Consider the following 16,996-nt stretch of genomic DNA (forward strand, 5'->3'; position numbering starts at 1 on the left):
AGTAGGGGAAGTAGGGGGAGTTGGGGGAGTTGGGGGAGTTGGGGGAGTTGGGGGAGTTGGGGGAGTTGGGGAAGTAGGGGAAGTAGGGGGAGTTGGGGGAGTAGGGGAAGTAGGGGAAGTAGGGGGGGAGAAAGAATTTTCCCAATGACAACTGACAACTGACAACTGACAACTGACAACTGACAACTGACCAATGGCAACTGACAACTGACAACTGACCACTGACAACTGACAACTGACAACTGACAACTGACTAATGACAACTGACCACTGACCACTGACCACTGACCAATTGCGGTTTTCCCCAAATAATCGTTTCTTGTTTATAAACCACAAGTCCTGGTTTAGTGCCTTTGGGTTTGTAGACGTGCTTGGGTTGGGTGTAAACTACTGGTACTTGGTCACTTTGACGGGCGCGACTGAAATAACCTGCTAGATTGGCCGTAAATTGTAAATCAGCTTCTTCCGCCACTGTACCCGGTTCTAGACGAAGGAGAACATGACTCCCAGGAATTTCTTGGGCGTGAAACCACAAATCATAGTCTCCAGCGACACGGAATGTTAGTTGATCATTTTGGATGTTATTACGACCAATGAGGACTTCAAAGCCACTCGGACTGCGGTAACGATGAAAATTAGTGCCGGGGGTGTCGTTGCTGCTACGGCTGCGATATTCTAGGTCTTCTAGATATTTTTGCCCAATGAGTTCATCACGGATTTCTTCTAAGGCTTGTAAATCTTCTGGATTTTGGTATTTGTCTATTTGCGAAATTGCCGCTTCTACTTGTTCAAGATAGTCAATTTCTGCTTGAACTGCAAATAGTAGCGGTTCAACAGCCGCACGGGCGCGTTTGAGTTTTTGGTGCTGTTTATAAAGCTTTTGGGCATTTTGGACGGCGTTTTTATCGGGCAAAAGAGCGATCGCAATTGGCTGTTCGGTTTCAAAATCTGGTAGAATAATTTCCTGCATTCCCGGTTGCCAATGGTGCAGGTTAGCCATTAATAAGTCAGCTTTTTGACGATATTCTTCAGCTTGATCTGATTGTTGCAGGCGATCGCTAAAAGTTTTCGCTTTGGTGCGTAACTTCCCCAAAATATTCAACAATTTCTGACTTAATTGATGACGCAGTTGCCCAAATAACTGTTCATTCAGTTGATCAGAATAATAACGGTAAAGTAACTCTTGGATATTCTTTGTGGGTGCAACTCCACCCCAACCCATCACCGTATATCCATTTTCTGTCCAAGCAGGTTGGAATTTACCTGAATCTAAAGCCTGTAACCATTCTTGCCAACGTTGAAATAAATTTTGCCAATCTTGGGGAGTAAGTTCGTCAGTATTCGTATCTGGGATGATATCTGCCGCTAACAGCATCGTGTCTAGCAAAGCCGAACTTAAACCACTATAACTTTTGAGTAACTGACGTTTAATACCTCCGGGGACTAAACTTACCCGTTCTTGCCAGCGTTCGATAGATTCGCTTAAATTGGGGACTTTTCCCGTCAGTTTCGGTGGTGTTTCGTAATTTTGTCCAGTTTGAATCGGACGAACACTAGATTGTTGGTGACTAACTTGATGGGCAGCAGTGATAATTTCATTACTAGCATCAGTTAAAATCACATTACTATATTTGCCCATCACTTCCGCATAAAGGTGATACAGGGCTGTTTCTTCAGGACGACGGGCAAATTGTAAATCAATTACCCGTTCCCAAGGGGAAATCGCTTCAATTCCTACTAAGGCCAACCCACCCAATTGGTGTTTTAACTGTTGACTAAAAGTAAAAGTATCTGGGGCGCGTGGTGGTGGTTCACTAATACAAATATGGGCGGCTTGAGGATGCCAGGAAATATCCAGCCAACCCCGTTGATTCAAGGTTCGTAAAGCAATGGCAATGGTAAAGCGATCGCGCTGATATACCTGTTCTATGCGTGCAGGCAACCAATTAGCGCGGATTTCGCTACAAGCGGCGGTTAAAGCGGTAAAGTCCAGGGGTTGCAAAACAATTACCCCTTTTTCCCGACAAAATTACTTTTTTCTTGATTATTTTCTTGGTTCATTAAATAAATATTTTTCAGCTTGCTAAGTCTATGTTCTCTGATTTCAGACAAAAATTTTGAATAATGAATCTTATCCCTGTTCCCTGTTCCCTGTTCCCTGTTCCCTGTTCCCTGTTCCCTGTTCCCTGTTCCCTGTTCCCTTTTTTTGTAAGATTCACTCAAATCTAGCTAATAATTCCTCACGAGACAATTGTAGAAGCAAAGGCGTGAATTCTTCTCTGGACATTGCAATTAGAGAGTTGATAATTGTTGCTAACTGTGAATCAACTGCACCAAAACGTACTTGCAATATACTTTCAATCATAGCGCGTCGTTCTCTTTCTATACCTTCTTGTCGTCCTTCTTGTCGTCCTTCTTGTCGTCCTTCTTGTCGTCCTTCTTGAAGTCCTTGTTTTTTTAGTTCTTCTAATTGTTGTTGATACATTTCCGATAATTTCATAATTAACTCCTGATCATCTTTATCAATATCTTGTTCCTGACGCTGACGAGCCGATAACACAGCAATTAGGTTATGTACTAATTGTATAATATCCGAAAGGAACGGACTATTATTTGCTAGTGCTTCTAATTCTTCTACTGCTTGTCTTTGGACTTTCCCTTTGCCTAAAACCCTCAAAAATAGTGTTTCGGGTGTACTCGGTAGTTGATGAATCGCCACAACTACGGTTTTAAATCCTTTTGGTAAGAAATAAATACCTTTTCCCCAGTTTGTTTCATCCAGAGTCCCATGAAAAATCTCTAGGATTTCTGATGATACTGTAGGTGTAAAAATCCATAATTGAGCTAATTCTGCCTCATTTATTCGCGTATTATTACGTTTTGCTTGCCGTTCTAGGTCTGCATGAATGTCAAACAATTTACCTATACAACTGCGAGTTTCACTTTTGCTGACGGCATTACGGAATGGTTCAAATATGGCATAATTTGTCACCATTTTCCCCAGTATTCCTAGTGTTTCTAGACTTTGTGTTGGTTGGGGCGAAGGAATAAATAATACGTCTATTTGTCTGACTTCTGCGGTAATATCTTTGCTGGTTTCTACTTCTCCATAAGGCGTTAATAATTCCGTTAGATATTGTTTAGCAAATTGATCATGTATAAAGCGAGTCATTTACATTAATTTAAAGACAGAATTATTAATTTAACATTTTTTGGGTGATGGCGATAACTTAGTAAAACGCAGGGGTTTAGCATTGCGCTTTACCCCTACATATCTAGGTTGCTCGTAATCTTGTAAAAGTTCACATCTCAACCGTCAAGAGTATCATCCAAAATCCAAAATCCAAAATCTAAAATCTAAAATTCACTCATCCTTGCCAGGGTGAAGGGATAGGTGTAGTGGAAATCACCTTTTCTGCCATCAACCTCACGGCAGTTTTCCCACAACTTGGGCATTCTACCTCTAAATACTGTGAAGATGATACATCTACCTCAGATAATATCCCCTGTTTGCAGTGCCAACACTCACAAATTACCCTGCATACTGGTTCGTTGCAGTCAAGGATCTTGACGTGCTGAAAATTTTGGGATTCGCTGTCTGGTTTCCTGGGCTTCGGGAATTTTTTGATTTCTTGAACTTCCATCATTTCACCGTCTAACTGCAACTATGTTTAGAGCTTACAGGAATATCCGGTAAGCGTAAAGCTCAGAGGCTAAAGCCTGTGAGATATAAGCGATTCGTAGGATTTTAATCCCCGTCATCAATTCTTACTCAATTTCTATTTTCTCTTGCCATAATTTAGCATTTTATGGATAATACTGCCTATACAGGAAGGGTAATCAACCTGTTTAAAAACCCGATTGCTGCCTAAACCGCAGACACTGTACCTTGACAATTAAATCTATCGGGTTCTATTACGTTGTTCTAGCTTCCTCCTGGTAATAGGTAAAAGATTTACAGGTGCTAGGCGCTCAGAATTTTGAAGCGGATTTGCTTCAACTGAAAAAAGAACTTGCTGCAAGGCAACTAGGGTAGGGCATACCCTAAGTCGCTTGGGGAGAACCCCACCTCTGGTTTAGAGAACGCAAGGAATCTAAATTAAGTGGTTTCCGTGAACCAAGAATCTCACAGGCTTTAGCCGCTGAGAGTGTCAATTGATGCTTTCCTATCTTACAACTATGCACGGATTGTCAGTTGTCATTAGGAATAAATATTCCCCCTGCCCCTTGCCAACTGCCTTCTGCCTGTTACCTATTTACTAGCTAATGCGGGTTCTTTAACAGATTGTTGCAACAGTTGGGTATATAGTTCATCTAACTGACTAGCTACACCATGCCAGCTAAATTTATTGATAACACGCTTTTTAGCAGCTTTTCCTAGTTCTTGTTGCCATACAGGATTGCCAAGAATCCGATCAATAGCGTGGTTAAAAGCTGGGACATTTTGCGGCGGTACTAATAAACCAGTTTCTTCATTGACAACGGTAAATTGTAATCCACCGACATCACTAGCGACTACAGGTGTACCGCAGGCCATGGCCTCGATAGCTACCAATCCAAAGGGTTCATAGTGGCTAGGAACAACACAAATATCCGCAGCGGCGTAATAAGCTGGCAATATCTCCCGACTCAAACAACCGGGAAAAGAGGTACATTCATTCATCCCTAATTCGTTGACAATTCCGGTAAGGCGATCGCGTTCTTTTTCATCACTATTCCCCGGTGTACAGCCACCACCAATAATCAACTGCAATTGTTTGGATTCGTAAAACTTAGATTCCCGCATTGCCCTGATCAAGGTTTCTATGCCTTTGCGGGGGTCAAATCTACCTACATATAGCACCACTTTAGCTTCTGGATCAATTCCTAAAGTAGCTCTGGCAGCTTGTCTTTCCACTGAACCAAACTGCTGAATATCTGTACCACAGGGAATAATATCAATTTTGCCTTTTTGGGAAACAAGCGATCGCATATGTTCCAGTTCTTGGGGACTGGTGGCCACAATTCTTTCCGCTGTTTCCAATACTTGTTTTTCTACTATTAAACGTTGACTTGCTACCAGAGGAATATTTTCTATGGTGTTGTATTTGATCACCCCTAAAGAATGGTAAGTATGAACCTGTTTAGTTCCTTGTCTTTTCTTGAGTTCCATTCCTACCCAGCTAGATAACCAATAATTAGTATGCACTAAATCATAATGAATCCCAGCTTCTTTTTGAAATTCTAGTAACTGAAAGACGAAATCTGGCAAATATTGAAAACCCTGATCTCTTGGCACAAATTCCACCGGACCTGCGGTTAACCGAATAGTCCGACAATTAGGGTTATGTTGCACTATCCTTTCTTGATCAGCACTGACCCTCCGGCTAAACATATCTACCTGCCATCCTAGCTGTGCCAGGGCTTCACCCACTTGGCGGACATAAACATTTTGTCCTCCTGCCTCTTCTCTGCCTATTTCAATCGCTGGATCACCATGAACTGAAATTAAAGCAATGTGTTTTTTAGTGGTAGCTTTCATAGATTTTTTCTGTTTCCGATTTCAACAATATGGGAGTGAATTTTCAACTTGCGCTTATTAAACTGAAATCTGTGTTTTTGCGGGGAATTTTGAATAATTAATATTTATTATATTTTAACTATTGCCCAAATGTTGGTTAATTTTCCCCACTTTCTATATTTATATTTAATACCCTTGATAGATATTGTTGCCTATCTTTTGATATAGACAAACAGATATTATCTATCATGATATATTAGTTAATCCATGATAAAACCTATCTGAAGTAGCAACGCCACATCATAAGTTAGATATTTACAGTTGATTATTTACAAGGTTCAAGCAATCAAAATAATTTTCCTTAAAGTCAATACATCAAAATCAAATCGCCGAAAATATCACCTTAATTACCATTACTTTCAAAACCCTTGATTTAATTAAGCTAATTGTATTAGCTTATACTATTCCTACATTGTGAAAATTTTTGTTAATTTAGATACAGTTTTCCTAAAAAATCACAAATTTTGTGTAATCATACCGTCACACGATTTTAGATTGACGTTAGCGCAGCGAGTATTTTTCCGTTTTTCAGGACGAGGCTTGTACCAAATTTTTTTCATCTATAGCAACGGTCAAGGTGGTTAGGACATAAATTAATCATGAAACTCCGACCACAACAGGTTTTTACTCCTAACTCCTGACTGGGCGCGGGGCCCGCGCCCCTACCTCCTGACTCCTGCTATAAAATCTAAAATTTTTCGGTCAAACTACAAAAATCGCCAAAACAAATAGTGCAGATAACCTGATATGGCTACCTGCACTGCTTGTTGATTAAATTCGGACTTTCGTGACTAAACAGACAATTTAGTTGGTAGTTTGTGCTGACAGCATTTGTTTTAGCTTTTCTAAATCCGCTGCCCAACGGGGATCTGGACGGAAAGCTTCGTTATCAACGCTAGTAGTAGTCTCACGCGCACTACCACCACCGCTACCACGTCGAGATTTTTTATTTCTATCTCTATCTCGACGGTTGCCTTCTTTATTGGCGCTAGGAACAGAGGCACTACTACCTTGGATAATTGGTTTGGGAACCTGTTGTTGTGGTTGTTCTTCACCTTCCTCACCTTTAGTCCGTGGTAAAGCCTTTTCTAGCTTGATAGGTGTATCTTTGAACATTTGACCATTATATTTTTCAATAATTTGATCTGCTTGTTCGTCATTATTCACTGTTAAAAACCCAAAACCCCGGCATTTGCCTGTTTTCCGGTCTTTAATTAGTTTGGTGGTGACAGCATCGCCTTCTTCTGCAAATACAGCTTGCAAATCTTGACGATCTATTTCTTCTTTGGGCAAATTTCCTATATATAGGCGAATGGACATGGAACATACCTCCGAATTGGGATTAAACAGGGCAAGACAAAAACAATAAATTGGCTTTGGTTTTTGAATAGATACTATGGACTAAAACTGCCACAAACCAATTTCTGCAATCTGATAGTGTAGCGTGGCGTGAGTCATGCTATCAACTTATAGAATACAGTTTTTTGTTGGGATCAAGCTTATTTGGCACGAAAGCAATTATGCAATCGTGGGCTAATATAACTTTAATTTTAGGAATTGTTAATTTAATAGCCAACTATCCACCACAGTAAATTCATTCTTCTTAATTCTTGCCCGCAGAACAAAATACCATTCCTTAACATTATCATGGTATTTTCCACGCGGCTAGTTCAGCAGAAATTTTTCCGCCAATAGCCAATAATATTATCTTATCGTAACATAAAACGCATTTTTAACGCAATAGATAAAAGAGGCAGGGGGCAGGGGGAATATTTCTCCCCAATGACAACTGACCACTGACTAAGACCCTGTGAGCATAATATAAGCGCCCCAAGCTTGGGCAACGACTGCGACGACAGTAGACCAAATGGGATGAGGGCTATGAATTTTTTTGCCACTTTGGGTTTCTAGGGTTTGGATATCAATCCAGGGAGTTGTCCCACGTCGTAACCAACCTGTGACAGTGATTTGTCTACCAATCAAGTCTTGAGGATTGAATGACTTTCCTAACCAGGGAATATGATGTAGTTTCATTAAACCTTGGCTAGTTTGGAGGATTAGGTCTTGTGCTAAACAATTACCAATTCCGGGACGGCCTAACAGTTTACCAGTAAAACGGATTTTAGTGCTATCAATTGGTAAAATTGCTGGATCTGCTAATAAGTTGATCAAGTTTTCGTCTTTTTGAACATTTGCAGGGATAATTTCGGGAAATAAAGCATTTATTCGCATGACTGTGCCAATGCTAAAACCAATTAACATACAACCTGTAACAAAAGACCAATTATCATAAATCCATTTTAAGTTTAACAAATGTAAGGTGTATGCTGTTTGCCAAACTAACCAAATCAGACAGGCGAAGAGAAAACCAAGGGGGATTCCCAACCAAGGGGCAATTTGTAAACAGAAGGTTTGGGGCTTAATGAGGATGGGTTGTGATGGGGTTGTTTGATATAATTCGGTGTCTAAATGCCAATGGCGGGCTATTTCACAAAGACGTTCGATGCGATCGCCTATTGCTGGATGACAACTGTTGATTGTTAACCATTGACGGTAGGGATGAAAATTTTCCCATTTTAAAAATGATTCAAAAGGTAGATGACCAGCGGTGCTACCCAAAATTATGCTGTGCTGGTATGCGACGGGCGAAAGCAGATTCAGGCTTTCTAACTGCCAACAGGTCTGTTCTTTTAGTCCGACATCATGAGCTACACCAATGGATATTTTCAATAAGGCGCGAATTAGTCCATTGGGATTACCAGTAATTTCTGCGGACAGGCGATCGCTATGGTAAAGTCGCAACCGAGAATTAAGTAAGGCTGTGCCTGTAAACAGACACCAAATTCCATAGTTAATGGCGGCTAAAGCTGTACCTAGCCAACACCAAATTTTACTGTGATGTTGATTTTCCCAAACTGACACTTGCTGATATATGCCATAAAATGGCATGGTTACGAGTAACACTAGGGACATCACTGCAAAGTCCCAACGCCCAATTTGCCCCAAGGATAAAGCATAAATAGCAGCTATTTCATCATCTGCCAGTTGTTCTAATAAGCCTTGACTAACAGTTATTCTGGCTGTGCGGGGCAGGTTGCCATAACTGATGATCATGGGGGCAGCAATTGGTAGTATCCTCAGTTGGGGGGTATTCCAGTGCCGCTGTTGACAAGCCCTTTGTAATACCCTTACTGTTTCCCGACTGTAGGAGTTTAATTTTTCTTTGGGCAACTCTTCTTGGCCAGAAAATCTCGTTAGCACCCAGTCGAGTAACCAAGGAGACGATACCATTAAGATTATAAATAACCCTAAAATCAAGTTACTAGAATCTCGATATAAAATCTGGATGGGTTCTAAGTATGGCAGTTGATATAGAATTTGATTAATTGAACTCAATACAAATTTCAGCACTTCTCGGCACGTCCAAAATAGTGCCATGAATGTGAAGAGGGCAAGCAGTCGGGAGGGGATAATATTAGGCTTGCGTAGGGGTTGCCAAACTTTAGCGCGTCTAGCATTTCGCCAATAAATGCTAACGGGTTGAATATTATTATTACCATCAGCCCCAACATAGGCGGTTTGTGGCTGTTGTGAGGAATTGGTTAAACTGGAAATAATTCCAGTCTTCGGTTTGCGGGATTTTTTCTGCTGGTTTTTGCGTTTATGCAGGTGTTCAAGAGCAAGTTTTGACCACTCTTGAACTTGGGGACTACTATTGGCGATCAAATTTTGGCACAGGACGATCGCTTTGGAGATTTCGCCAGTGCGGGCATAGGACATAACTAACCCCACTTGTGCCTGTAAACAAATCTTCTCTTCGGTTTGATTTTTGGCTAGTGGTTCAAGGTTAGCGATCGCTGTATAGTAATTCCCCTGCTTGAGGGCAGCTAAACCAGCCTCTAAACATGATTCAGCATAGGAAGGCATACAAACTTTGGTACTCCAATCTGTTCTCGGTGACAAATAGCACGCTCGTTGATATACCCTGATAATTAGAAATAGGGAATAGGGAACAGGGAACAGGGAATAGGGAATAGGGAACAGGGAACAGGGAATTATTGCCTCTTGCCTCTTGCCTTTTGCCTCTTGCCTCTTGCCTCTTGCCTCTTGCCTCTTGCCTCTTGCCTCTTGTCTCCCCTGACTCGGTGACTCTAACTTTCTACTGATTGTTGATGGGAAAAGACGGGTGCGATCGCACTTAACTTCAATCCTGGATGATCACCCTCTAATTGTTGACAATTCCATTCATTGCGGAATAACAACACAGGTCGTCCCATGCTATCTTTAACAGTGGTGGTATTAAATAAACGTCCTACCTGTTTTAAGGCTTCCCAACCACCAGAAACCCAACGGGCGACACTGTAGGGTAATAAATCAAGAATGGTTTCTACACCATACTCATTTTGTAAGCGGAACTGGACTACCTCAAATTGCAACTGACCAACCGCTGCTAAGATTGGGTCACGCTTGGATTCATCAGTTGAATACATAATTTGTACAGCACCTTCTTCTCGCAATTCAGAAACACCTTTTTGAAACTGCTTAAATTTCGACGGGTTGGGGTTTCTCAAAGTAGCAAAAAGTTCCGGTGAAAAATAAGGAATTCCCTCATATTCTAGTTTTTGTCCTGTATAAATAGTATCGCCAATTGCGAAAACACCCGGATTATTTAAACCAATCACGTCCCCTGGATAAGCGACATCAATAGATTCTCTTTCTTGGGCAAATAGTTTTTGCGGACGAGATAGACGGACAACTTTACCAGTTCGAGCATGATTTACTGTCATATCTTTTTCAAACTTGCCTGTGCAAACCCGGACAAAAGCTACCCTATCCCGGTGTTTGGGGTCCATGTTGGCTTGGAGTTTGAAAATAAATCCGGTAAATTCTGGATAGGTAGGTGGAATATCGCCGACGCTGCTGCTATGTGTACCTGGTTTCAGGGCAAAGTCGAGGAAGTTTTCCAGGAATAATTCCACCCCAAAGTTGGTCATGGCGCTACCAAAAAATACTGGTGTCATTTTGCCGGCGTGTACCAGGTCTAAATCCAGTTCTGGACAAACTCCTTCTAAGAGTTCTAATTCGTCTTTTAATTGGTGGTAAAGTTCTTTTTCTAGTAAGGTTTCTAGTCGGGGATCGCCTATATTAAGAACAGTTTCCCTTGCTTCCTTACTACCATGAGAACTCCGTTCAAATAAATGAACTTGCTGTTGTTGGCGGTCAAATACGCCTTTAAAGCGATCGCCCATGCCAATAGGCCAATTCACTGCATAGGTCTGTAATCCCAGTTCTTTCTCAATTTCATCCAACAAATCTATAGGTTCTCTACCTGGACGGTCAAGTTTATTCACAAAGGTGAAAATGGGAATCCCCCGCATTTTACAGACTTCAAACAATTTCCGAGTTTGCGGTTCTAAACCTTTAGCCGCATCAATCAGCATGACCGCATTATCTGCCGCTGCCAAAGTCCGATAGGTGTCCTCACTAAAATCTTGGTGTCCAGGAGTGTCGAGTAAATTAATTTGACAGTTACGATAGGCAAATTGTAATACCGTAGAAGTTACGGAAATTCCCCGTTGTTGTTCCATTGCCATCCAGTCAGAAGTGACTTTGCGCTGGTCTCTGCGGGCTTTTACTGCTCCAGCTTCGTGAATAGCACCCCCGTATAATAATAGTTTTTCTGTCAGTGTAGTTTTACCAGCATCAGGGTGAGAAATAATCGCAAAGTTGCGACGCTGTTCCACCGCTTGACCTAGTTCTGTTTGCAGTTCAATGGACATATCTGTAATTTCTTTGTAACTTCATTAAATGTAATCTTTTTTAGGAGCAGGGAACAGGGAATAGGGAACAGTATAGTATTCGCCCATTATTCCTTAAGAGAACTCCACAAAAAAATGATCCAATTTTGTGGGATGGGCATCCTTGCCCGTCCTTGATGATTAGCGGGCAATTCGTCCCGCACCACAAGAAATTTTGGGATATTTTTTTGATTGGAAGTCTCTAATAAACCTGTGCTGCATGAGTTGTCATTGCGAGTGAAAGGAAGCAATCTCTTGACAACCGATAAACCACCTAACGCAAAAATCTCTCAAACCCTTATTCCTCTGTGTCCTCTGCGCCTCCGTGGTTCGTTAATCAGGATAATTTATTTCTTGGAAGTCTCTAATTCTTTCTGACTCGGTGACTCCTCAATTAATTAAAGTTTTCCCAATAGTTTGTAAGTTCTCAGCAACTTAGGAACGCAAATTTAATAACCTGCAATTCTGATGTAACCTGGAATGGTGCGTTACGCTGTCGCTAACACACCCTACTTTTGCACTTTATTTAATTCACATTCCTAAACACGGGTGAGATTTAAACTTTTACCAAATGACAAAGAACCCAGATGTGTAGGGGTAAAGCAAAAGCTCATTGGTGTCAACTTAACGTCTCGATTAATTCTGATACTTTTCAAACATCCTCTGAGAGTGTCAATCCATTAAGAGTAATTGCGAAGGTTCTAATTGCACATACCAGGGAAAAGGTTGATTTTGAATATTTTCCCATTTTTCTTTATATATTTCTCCTTGTAAGTGATAATCATGGGGATGATTACCAAAAGAATGTAGTTTGAGAAATACTGTCATGCGGTGAGGTGTTTCACTGGTACGCACTAAATAACAGGGAAAGGTGTTTACTTTTTGAGGATCTTTAGTGAAAATTAAATGATGAGCGCGAATACCAACATGAGATAATGCTGAAGGCATTTTTTCTCTGACTTGGAGAGTACAATCCCAATCAATTGCTTCTATTTGTTGAGGAGATAAAATACTAGCACGGGAAAAGTTTTTACAACCTGTAAGTTGGGCGACATTTATACTTGCAGGATGTTGAAAAATCTCATATTTAGAACCATGATGTGCTTCTTTTCCCTGTTCTAATACTAACAGATTGGGACATAGCCGATAGGCTTCTTCCATATTATGAGTAACAAACAAAGTTACTCCAGAATAATCATCGAGGATTTCTGTAACTTGTTGTTCTAATTGACTGCGAAGATGGGTATCTAAAGCGGAAAATGGTTCATCTAAAAGTAGTGCTTCTGGTTTGCTTGCTAAAGCCCTAGCTAATGCTACCCGTTGCTGTTGTCCCCCAGAAAGTTGGTGCGGATAGCGATCGCCAAATCCTTGTAATTGCATGGTTATTAACTGTTTTTCTACTTCTTCCTTAACGTTTACAGATTTGGGTATGCCAAAAGCGATATTTTCCGCCACAGTAATATGTGGAAATAGGGCATAGTTTTGGAATAAAAAACCAATTCGGCGTTGATGAATGGGCAGATCAATTTTCTTTTCTGAGTCAAATAATACCCGATTATTTAAAACTATTTGTCCTTTATTTGGTGTTTCTATGCCAGCAATACAACGCAAAATCATACTTTTTCCTGCCCCAGAACCTCCCAATAATCCCAATGGTTGATTATCAGTATTTAAGGTAACTTGAAGATGAAAATTAGCCAGTCTTTTGTCAATATCTAAAAATAAGCCATTTGGGGAAGAATCTTCTAATAATAAAGAAGATTTATTTGCTAATTCTATTTGATTTTGAGATGGTTTTGTCAATCTTGATTTATATGCAAGTTCTTGCCAAAAATTAGCTAGAATAATCCCTGAAAGGGAAATGATCATCATGGTAATTGACCAAAACCAAGCTTCATTCATTGCCCCAGCTTCCACTGCGAAATATATCGCCATTGGTATAGTTTGCGTTTGTCCAGGGATATTTCCTGCTAACATCAAAGTTGCCCCAAATTCACCTAAAGCCCGCGCAAATGCTAAGGTGGTAGCAGCAATAATCCCCGGAAATGCTAGGGGTAAACTAATCCGCCAAAAAATTGTCAATTCTTTCGCACCTAATGTTCTGGCTACGCGCAGTAAATTGGTATCAATTTGACTAAAAGCTGCTAATGCAGTTTTATACATCAATGGGAATGAAACTACTATAGCAGCGATCGCCCCACCATACCAAGTAAATACAACTGTCGTATTGAAGGGTTCTAGTAGTTTACCCACTGGACCATTTTTCCCAAAGAATATCAGCAGTAAAAACCCAACCACAGTGGGGGGTAAAATCAACGGTGCGACAAATATCCCCTCAATTAAAGACTTACCTTTACCACGATATCCCAACATCCAATAAGCAGCAAATATACCCAAAAAGAAAGTGATAAATGTTGCTAATAAAGCCGTTTTTAACGATATCCAAAGCGGTGATAAATCCTGTGGCATAGTTTTCCCAGTTTGACTACATAGTTAAATTGATTTAGGTCAACTTGGTTGGTATTATACCTTGAAATGGCAATATTTCAGGACAATCCTACCAAAAATTTTGGTAGAAATCTTAAGTATTGTAAATTTATTTGATACTGCGACTATTTTTCATGTAGGATTAAAGTCTTTGTAAGGAAATTGAAAATGCAAGTTAGTGCGCGTAATGCTCTGAAAGGTACTGTCAAACAAGTTATCGCTGGTTCTGTAAATACGGAAGTAATAGTAGAACTTGCACCTGGTATAGAAGTGACATCAATCATTACCAAATCATCAGCATAAAATCTCAACCTTGTCGAAGGTAAAGAGGTATATGCAATTGTTAAATCAACTGATGTAATCATTGCCATTGACTAAAGTAGTCAGACAATACAATAATTTAGAGACGTTATATATAACATCTCTAAACCGATTTTAGCAATTAAATATATAGCGGTTTCTGGACTATTAAAGTACAAACTTATCTGCGTTTATCCGCGTCCATCATCTTCTATCTGCGGTTAATTCTTTCCTGCTGTACCTAATTCTGGGTAAGATCCCCGACTTCTGATAATAAATCAGAATTGATAAAGAAGTCGGGGATCTAAAATTTCACCGATGGCTAAGGCAGAATAAACCCATATTTTCTGAATACAGCTTTAGCTTGATTGCTAGATAAAAATTGAGAAAATTCTTTAGCAGTATCAACATTTTTGCTACCTTTAATAACTGCTAAGGGATAAATAATGGGAGAGTGGTATTTTTCATCGGCTGTAACTACAACTTTGACTTTATCAGAGATTTTGGCATCAGTTATATAAACTAACCCTGCATCAACATTACCAGTTTCTACAGATGCTAAAACCTGACGCACGTTATTTGCAAAAACCAATTTTGATTTAATTTCTGACCAAATTTTTAACTTTTCTAATACTTGTTGTCCATATTGTCCTGCGGGTACAGTTCTGGGTTCACCAATAGCAATTTTTTTGACTTTGGCATCTTTAAGATTGTAGAAACTAGTGATACCAACGGCATTTTTAGGGACTACCAAAACTAATTTGTTTTTAGCAATGATATTCCGAGTTCCTGTAACTAAAAGTCCTTTTTTTTCTAAAGCATCTACTTGTTTTTTTGCCGCAGATATAAAAATATCCGCAGGCGCACCTTGTTCTATTTGCTGCTGTAATGCACCGGAACTACCAAAGTTATAATTTATTTTGACGTTTGTTTTACTTTGTTGGTAAAGGGGTTTAATTTCTTCTAGTACCTCTTTTAAACTAGCAGCGGCGGATATAATTAAGTTTGTACTAGATTGTGCAAAAATCGGCGATGAAATTAGGCTGGGTAAGCCAATTGTCAGCAGCAAAGTGGCTAACACTGTACTAATAAAGATTAATAATTTTCTGCTTTTCATTGGTAAACAGGATGGGGGAAATTTTTAGTGCTGGTGTTAACTTGGTATACTTTCACCAAGATTACTATATTAATTACCAATTATCTTGGTAAAACTACATTGAGAAAATAAACTTATCTAAGATGATTTATCTTAAAAATTGCACATAAACTGTATTTAAGATTACTTTTTGCCAGATTATATGAATAAGTATCTATAAAATATCTATAATATTTACCAACTTAGTTGGTAGTTATAGCACTTGAGTTTTTTCCTCCTCTCTAGAAAATAGAGAGGAAATCATTCAAGTATGAAATATGACTGTAATTAGGGGGAGAAAGGCGAGGAGAAAAATCCGCCAGGATGGCAATTGTGCTGCTGGTATTGGTTCAGGTGGTGTTAATAAGGCTTCTATTCTTTGTTCCAAGCGATCGCCTGTCCCCAAAGCCGCACAACAAATATCTGAGGTAATGGAGTTGTTGCTAACGACCAATAACAAAGATTCTGCTAGTATTAGAGGATCTACTTGGGATGCGGCGTAACTATCAGCCCGTAATTCTCGCAAAACTAATAATTCTTGCCATAAAGGCTCTGTATTCGGCAACCAGGCGGTACAAGAACGCATCCAGCCCAGCCAAAAGAACCAAAACGTATCCCTATACTGATAATGCCCTTGCTCGTGGGCTAAAACACTTTCTAGATGGGCTGGAGAGAGAATTTGTAGTAGTCCTTGACTAACCACTAATTCAGGTTGCCAAAAACCCATTTGTCCAGCAAATAAAGCTTGAGTTTCTAGGAGTCGGGCAGATTTACCATTTAGGGTAATTTGGGGACATTCACGGGCAGATTGAATGGCTTTCCAGCCCTGAAAAGCTAGTTTGATACCAAAGATATTAAAAAATCCCAGAAAAATTAAGGCGAGGAGATAGCTAAAAGAGTCGGTATACATTCCCCCCATTTTTCCCTGGGTCCCCATGCAGACTACAGAGGTGACTGTCATGAAGATGAGTAAGGGGGGAAAAAGGAATAAAAATAGGGTTTTCTGCCAGCGTAAATGCCAATTTCCCTGGGGAATTTCGCCAAAGAATCGCAACCACCAAGCAATGGTAACAGCGGTGACAATCATGAGTAAGTGCATAATGTTACTTTTCTCCTCTAGCTTCCCGTGCTGCTTGGATGCGTTTAGCGATCGCTTCGATTTGGTCACTAGCAGCTTGATCTAAACTATCAGCAAATGCCGCAATCACATCAGGATTTCCCACTGCTAAAAATCGCTGTAGTTGATCATGTGCCTTAATTACCTCTGCTTGTTGCTTAGTCAGTAAAGGCTGCCAATAAAAGGCTTTTCCTTGTTTATTGCAAGCTAACCAGCCTTTTTCTGTCAACCGACGTAGAACTGTAGTTACAGAAGTATAAGCCAATTCGCGGTTAGGATCAGCTAAAATGCGATCGTGTACATCTTTGACAGTAACAGAATTCAGTTCCCAGACGATATTGAGAATTTCTGCTTCCAATGGACCAAGAGACATTTGTTTGGGACGATAATCGGGTAAAGGAGCCATATTGATAATTGAAGATGTCATCTGGATTTTATCTCTTCCAGGTTTATTTATCGGTCACTTTTTCAGATTTAATATTATTCTTGCCTCCCTCTAATTCTTCCTCCTGACTCCTGATTGGGCGCAGGCCCTGCGCCCCTACCTCCCCTACCCCCCTACCCCCCTACCCCCCTACCCCCCTACCTCCCCTACCCCT

At 40.3% G+C, this 16,996-nt stretch carries 11 protein-coding genes and 1 pseudogene; 1 reads left to right on the top strand and 11 read right to left on the bottom strand.

Annotated features, from left to right (window positions below):
* Positions 1 to 253 precede the first annotated feature (253 nt).
* From FJR37_RS10035 to modB, 8 genes are all read right to left on the bottom strand, one after another.
* Entirely contained in the window at positions 254 to 2,002 is a 1,749-nt protein-coding gene (locus FJR37_RS10035) for an NFACT family protein (protein ID WP_168465933.1), read from the bottom strand.
* Between the two features lie 213 nt (positions 2,003 to 2,215).
* The gene (locus FJR37_RS10040) at positions 2,216 to 3,172 is read right to left on the bottom strand and encodes a hypothetical protein (RefSeq protein WP_168465934.1); all 957 of its coding nucleotides are present in this window, start codon (positions 3,170 to 3,172) and stop codon (positions 2,216 to 2,218) included.
* Positions 3,173 to 3,368: 196 nt separating this feature from the next.
* Positions 3,369 to 3,644 (bottom strand): hypothetical protein, encoded by a 276-nt coding sequence (locus FJR37_RS26945; protein WP_027402957.1) that lies wholly within the window; start codon positions 3,642 to 3,644, stop codon positions 3,369 to 3,371.
* Between the two features lie 608 nt (positions 3,645 to 4,252).
* Positions 4,253 to 5,521 carry a glycosyltransferase family 1 protein gene (locus FJR37_RS10050; RefSeq protein WP_168465935.1) on the bottom strand — a complete coding sequence of 423 codons (1,269 nt, stop codon included), beginning with the start codon at positions 5,519 to 5,521 and terminating at the stop codon, positions 4,253 to 4,255.
* Positions 5,522 to 6,364: 843 nt separating this feature from the next.
* The gene (locus FJR37_RS10055) at positions 6,365 to 6,880 is read right to left on the bottom strand and encodes an RNA-binding protein (protein WP_039202611.1); all 516 of its coding nucleotides are present in this window, start codon (positions 6,878 to 6,880) and stop codon (positions 6,365 to 6,367) included.
* Between the two features lie 480 nt (positions 6,881 to 7,360).
* The gene (locus FJR37_RS10060) at positions 7,361 to 9,487 is read right to left on the bottom strand and encodes a zinc metalloprotease HtpX (RefSeq protein ID WP_168465964.1); all 2,127 of its coding nucleotides are present in this window, start codon (positions 9,485 to 9,487) and stop codon (positions 7,361 to 7,363) included.
* 224 nt (positions 9,488 to 9,711) lie between these two features.
* The gene (locus FJR37_RS10065) at positions 9,712 to 11,340 is read right to left on the bottom strand and encodes a peptide chain release factor 3 (protein ID WP_039202610.1); all 1,629 of its coding nucleotides are present in this window, start codon (positions 11,338 to 11,340) and stop codon (positions 9,712 to 9,714) included.
* Between the two features lie 690 nt (positions 11,341 to 12,030).
* Positions 12,031 to 13,827, bottom strand: a complete 1,797-nt coding sequence (gene modB / locus FJR37_RS10070; RefSeq protein WP_168465936.1) for a molybdate ABC transporter permease subunit — start codon at positions 13,825 to 13,827, stop codon at positions 12,031 to 12,033.
* 186 nt (positions 13,828 to 14,013) lie between these two features.
* Between modB and FJR37_RS10075 the strand changes: the two are divergent.
* A pseudogene (locus FJR37_RS10075) lies at positions 14,014 to 14,223 on the top strand (molybdopterin-binding protein).
* A gap of 244 nt (positions 14,224 to 14,467) precedes the next feature.
* Here FJR37_RS10075 and modA read toward each other — a convergent pair.
* The 3 genes from modA to FJR37_RS10090 all read right to left on the bottom strand — a co-directional run bounded on the left by modA (position 14,468) and on the right by FJR37_RS10090 (position 16,803).
* Entirely contained in the window at positions 14,468 to 15,262 is a 795-nt protein-coding gene (modA, locus tag FJR37_RS10080) for a molybdate ABC transporter substrate-binding protein (RefSeq protein ID WP_168465937.1), read from the bottom strand.
* Positions 15,263 to 15,545: 283 nt separating this feature from the next.
* Complete coding sequence (locus FJR37_RS10085) at positions 15,546 to 16,379, bottom strand: M56 family metallopeptidase (RefSeq protein WP_174763411.1); 834 nt, start codon at positions 16,377 to 16,379, stop codon at positions 15,546 to 15,548.
* A 4-nt stretch (positions 16,380 to 16,383) separates the two neighbouring features.
* Complete coding sequence (locus FJR37_RS10090) at positions 16,384 to 16,803, bottom strand: BlaI/MecI/CopY family transcriptional regulator (protein ID WP_039201410.1); 420 nt, start codon at positions 16,801 to 16,803, stop codon at positions 16,384 to 16,386.
* Positions 16,804 to 16,996: the final 193 nt, after the last annotated feature.

Origin of the sequence: Aphanizomenon sp. UHCC 0183 (assembly GCF_009712065.1) — a bacterium.
GTDB classification, from domain to species: Bacteria; Cyanobacteriota; Cyanobacteriia; order Cyanobacteriales; family Nostocaceae; genus Dolichospermum; species Dolichospermum heterosporum.

What these genes read in the sequence shown, in the direction of transcription:
- FJR37_RS10055 (WP_039202611.1), bottom strand. Translation starts at nt 6,880, where the DNA reads ATGTCCATTCGCCTATATATAGGAAATTTGCCCAAAGAAGAAATAGAT.
- FJR37_RS26945 (WP_027402957.1), bottom strand. Translation starts at nt 3,644, where the DNA reads ATGGAAGTTCAAGAAATCAAAAAATTCCCGAAGCCCAGGAAACCAGAC.
- FJR37_RS10065 (WP_039202610.1), bottom strand. Translation starts at nt 11,340, where the DNA reads ATGTCCATTGAACTGCAAACAGAACTAGGTCAAGCGGTGGAACAGCGT.
- modB (WP_168465936.1), bottom strand. Translation starts at nt 13,827, where the DNA reads ATGCCACAGGATTTATCACCGCTTTGGATATCGTTAAAAACGGCTTTA.
- FJR37_RS10090 (WP_039201410.1), bottom strand. Translation starts at nt 16,803, where the DNA reads ATGGCTCCTTTACCCGATTATCGTCCCAAACAAATGTCTCTTGGTCCA.
- modA (WP_168465937.1), bottom strand. Translation starts at nt 15,262, where the DNA reads ATGAAAAGCAGAAAATTATTAATCTTTATTAGTACAGTGTTAGCCACT.
- FJR37_RS10040 (WP_168465934.1), bottom strand. Translation starts at nt 3,172, where the DNA reads ATGACTCGCTTTATACATGATCAATTTGCTAAACAATATCTAACGGAA.
- FJR37_RS10050 (WP_168465935.1), bottom strand. Translation starts at nt 5,521, where the DNA reads ATGAAAGCTACCACTAAAAAACACATTGCTTTAATTTCAGTTCATGGT.
- FJR37_RS10060 (WP_168465964.1), bottom strand. Translation starts at nt 9,487, where the DNA reads ATGCCTTCCTATGCTGAATCATGTTTAGAGGCTGGTTTAGCTGCCCTC.
- FJR37_RS10085 (WP_174763411.1), bottom strand. Translation starts at nt 16,379, where the DNA reads ATGCACTTACTCATGATTGTCACCGCTGTTACCATTGCTTGGTGGTTG.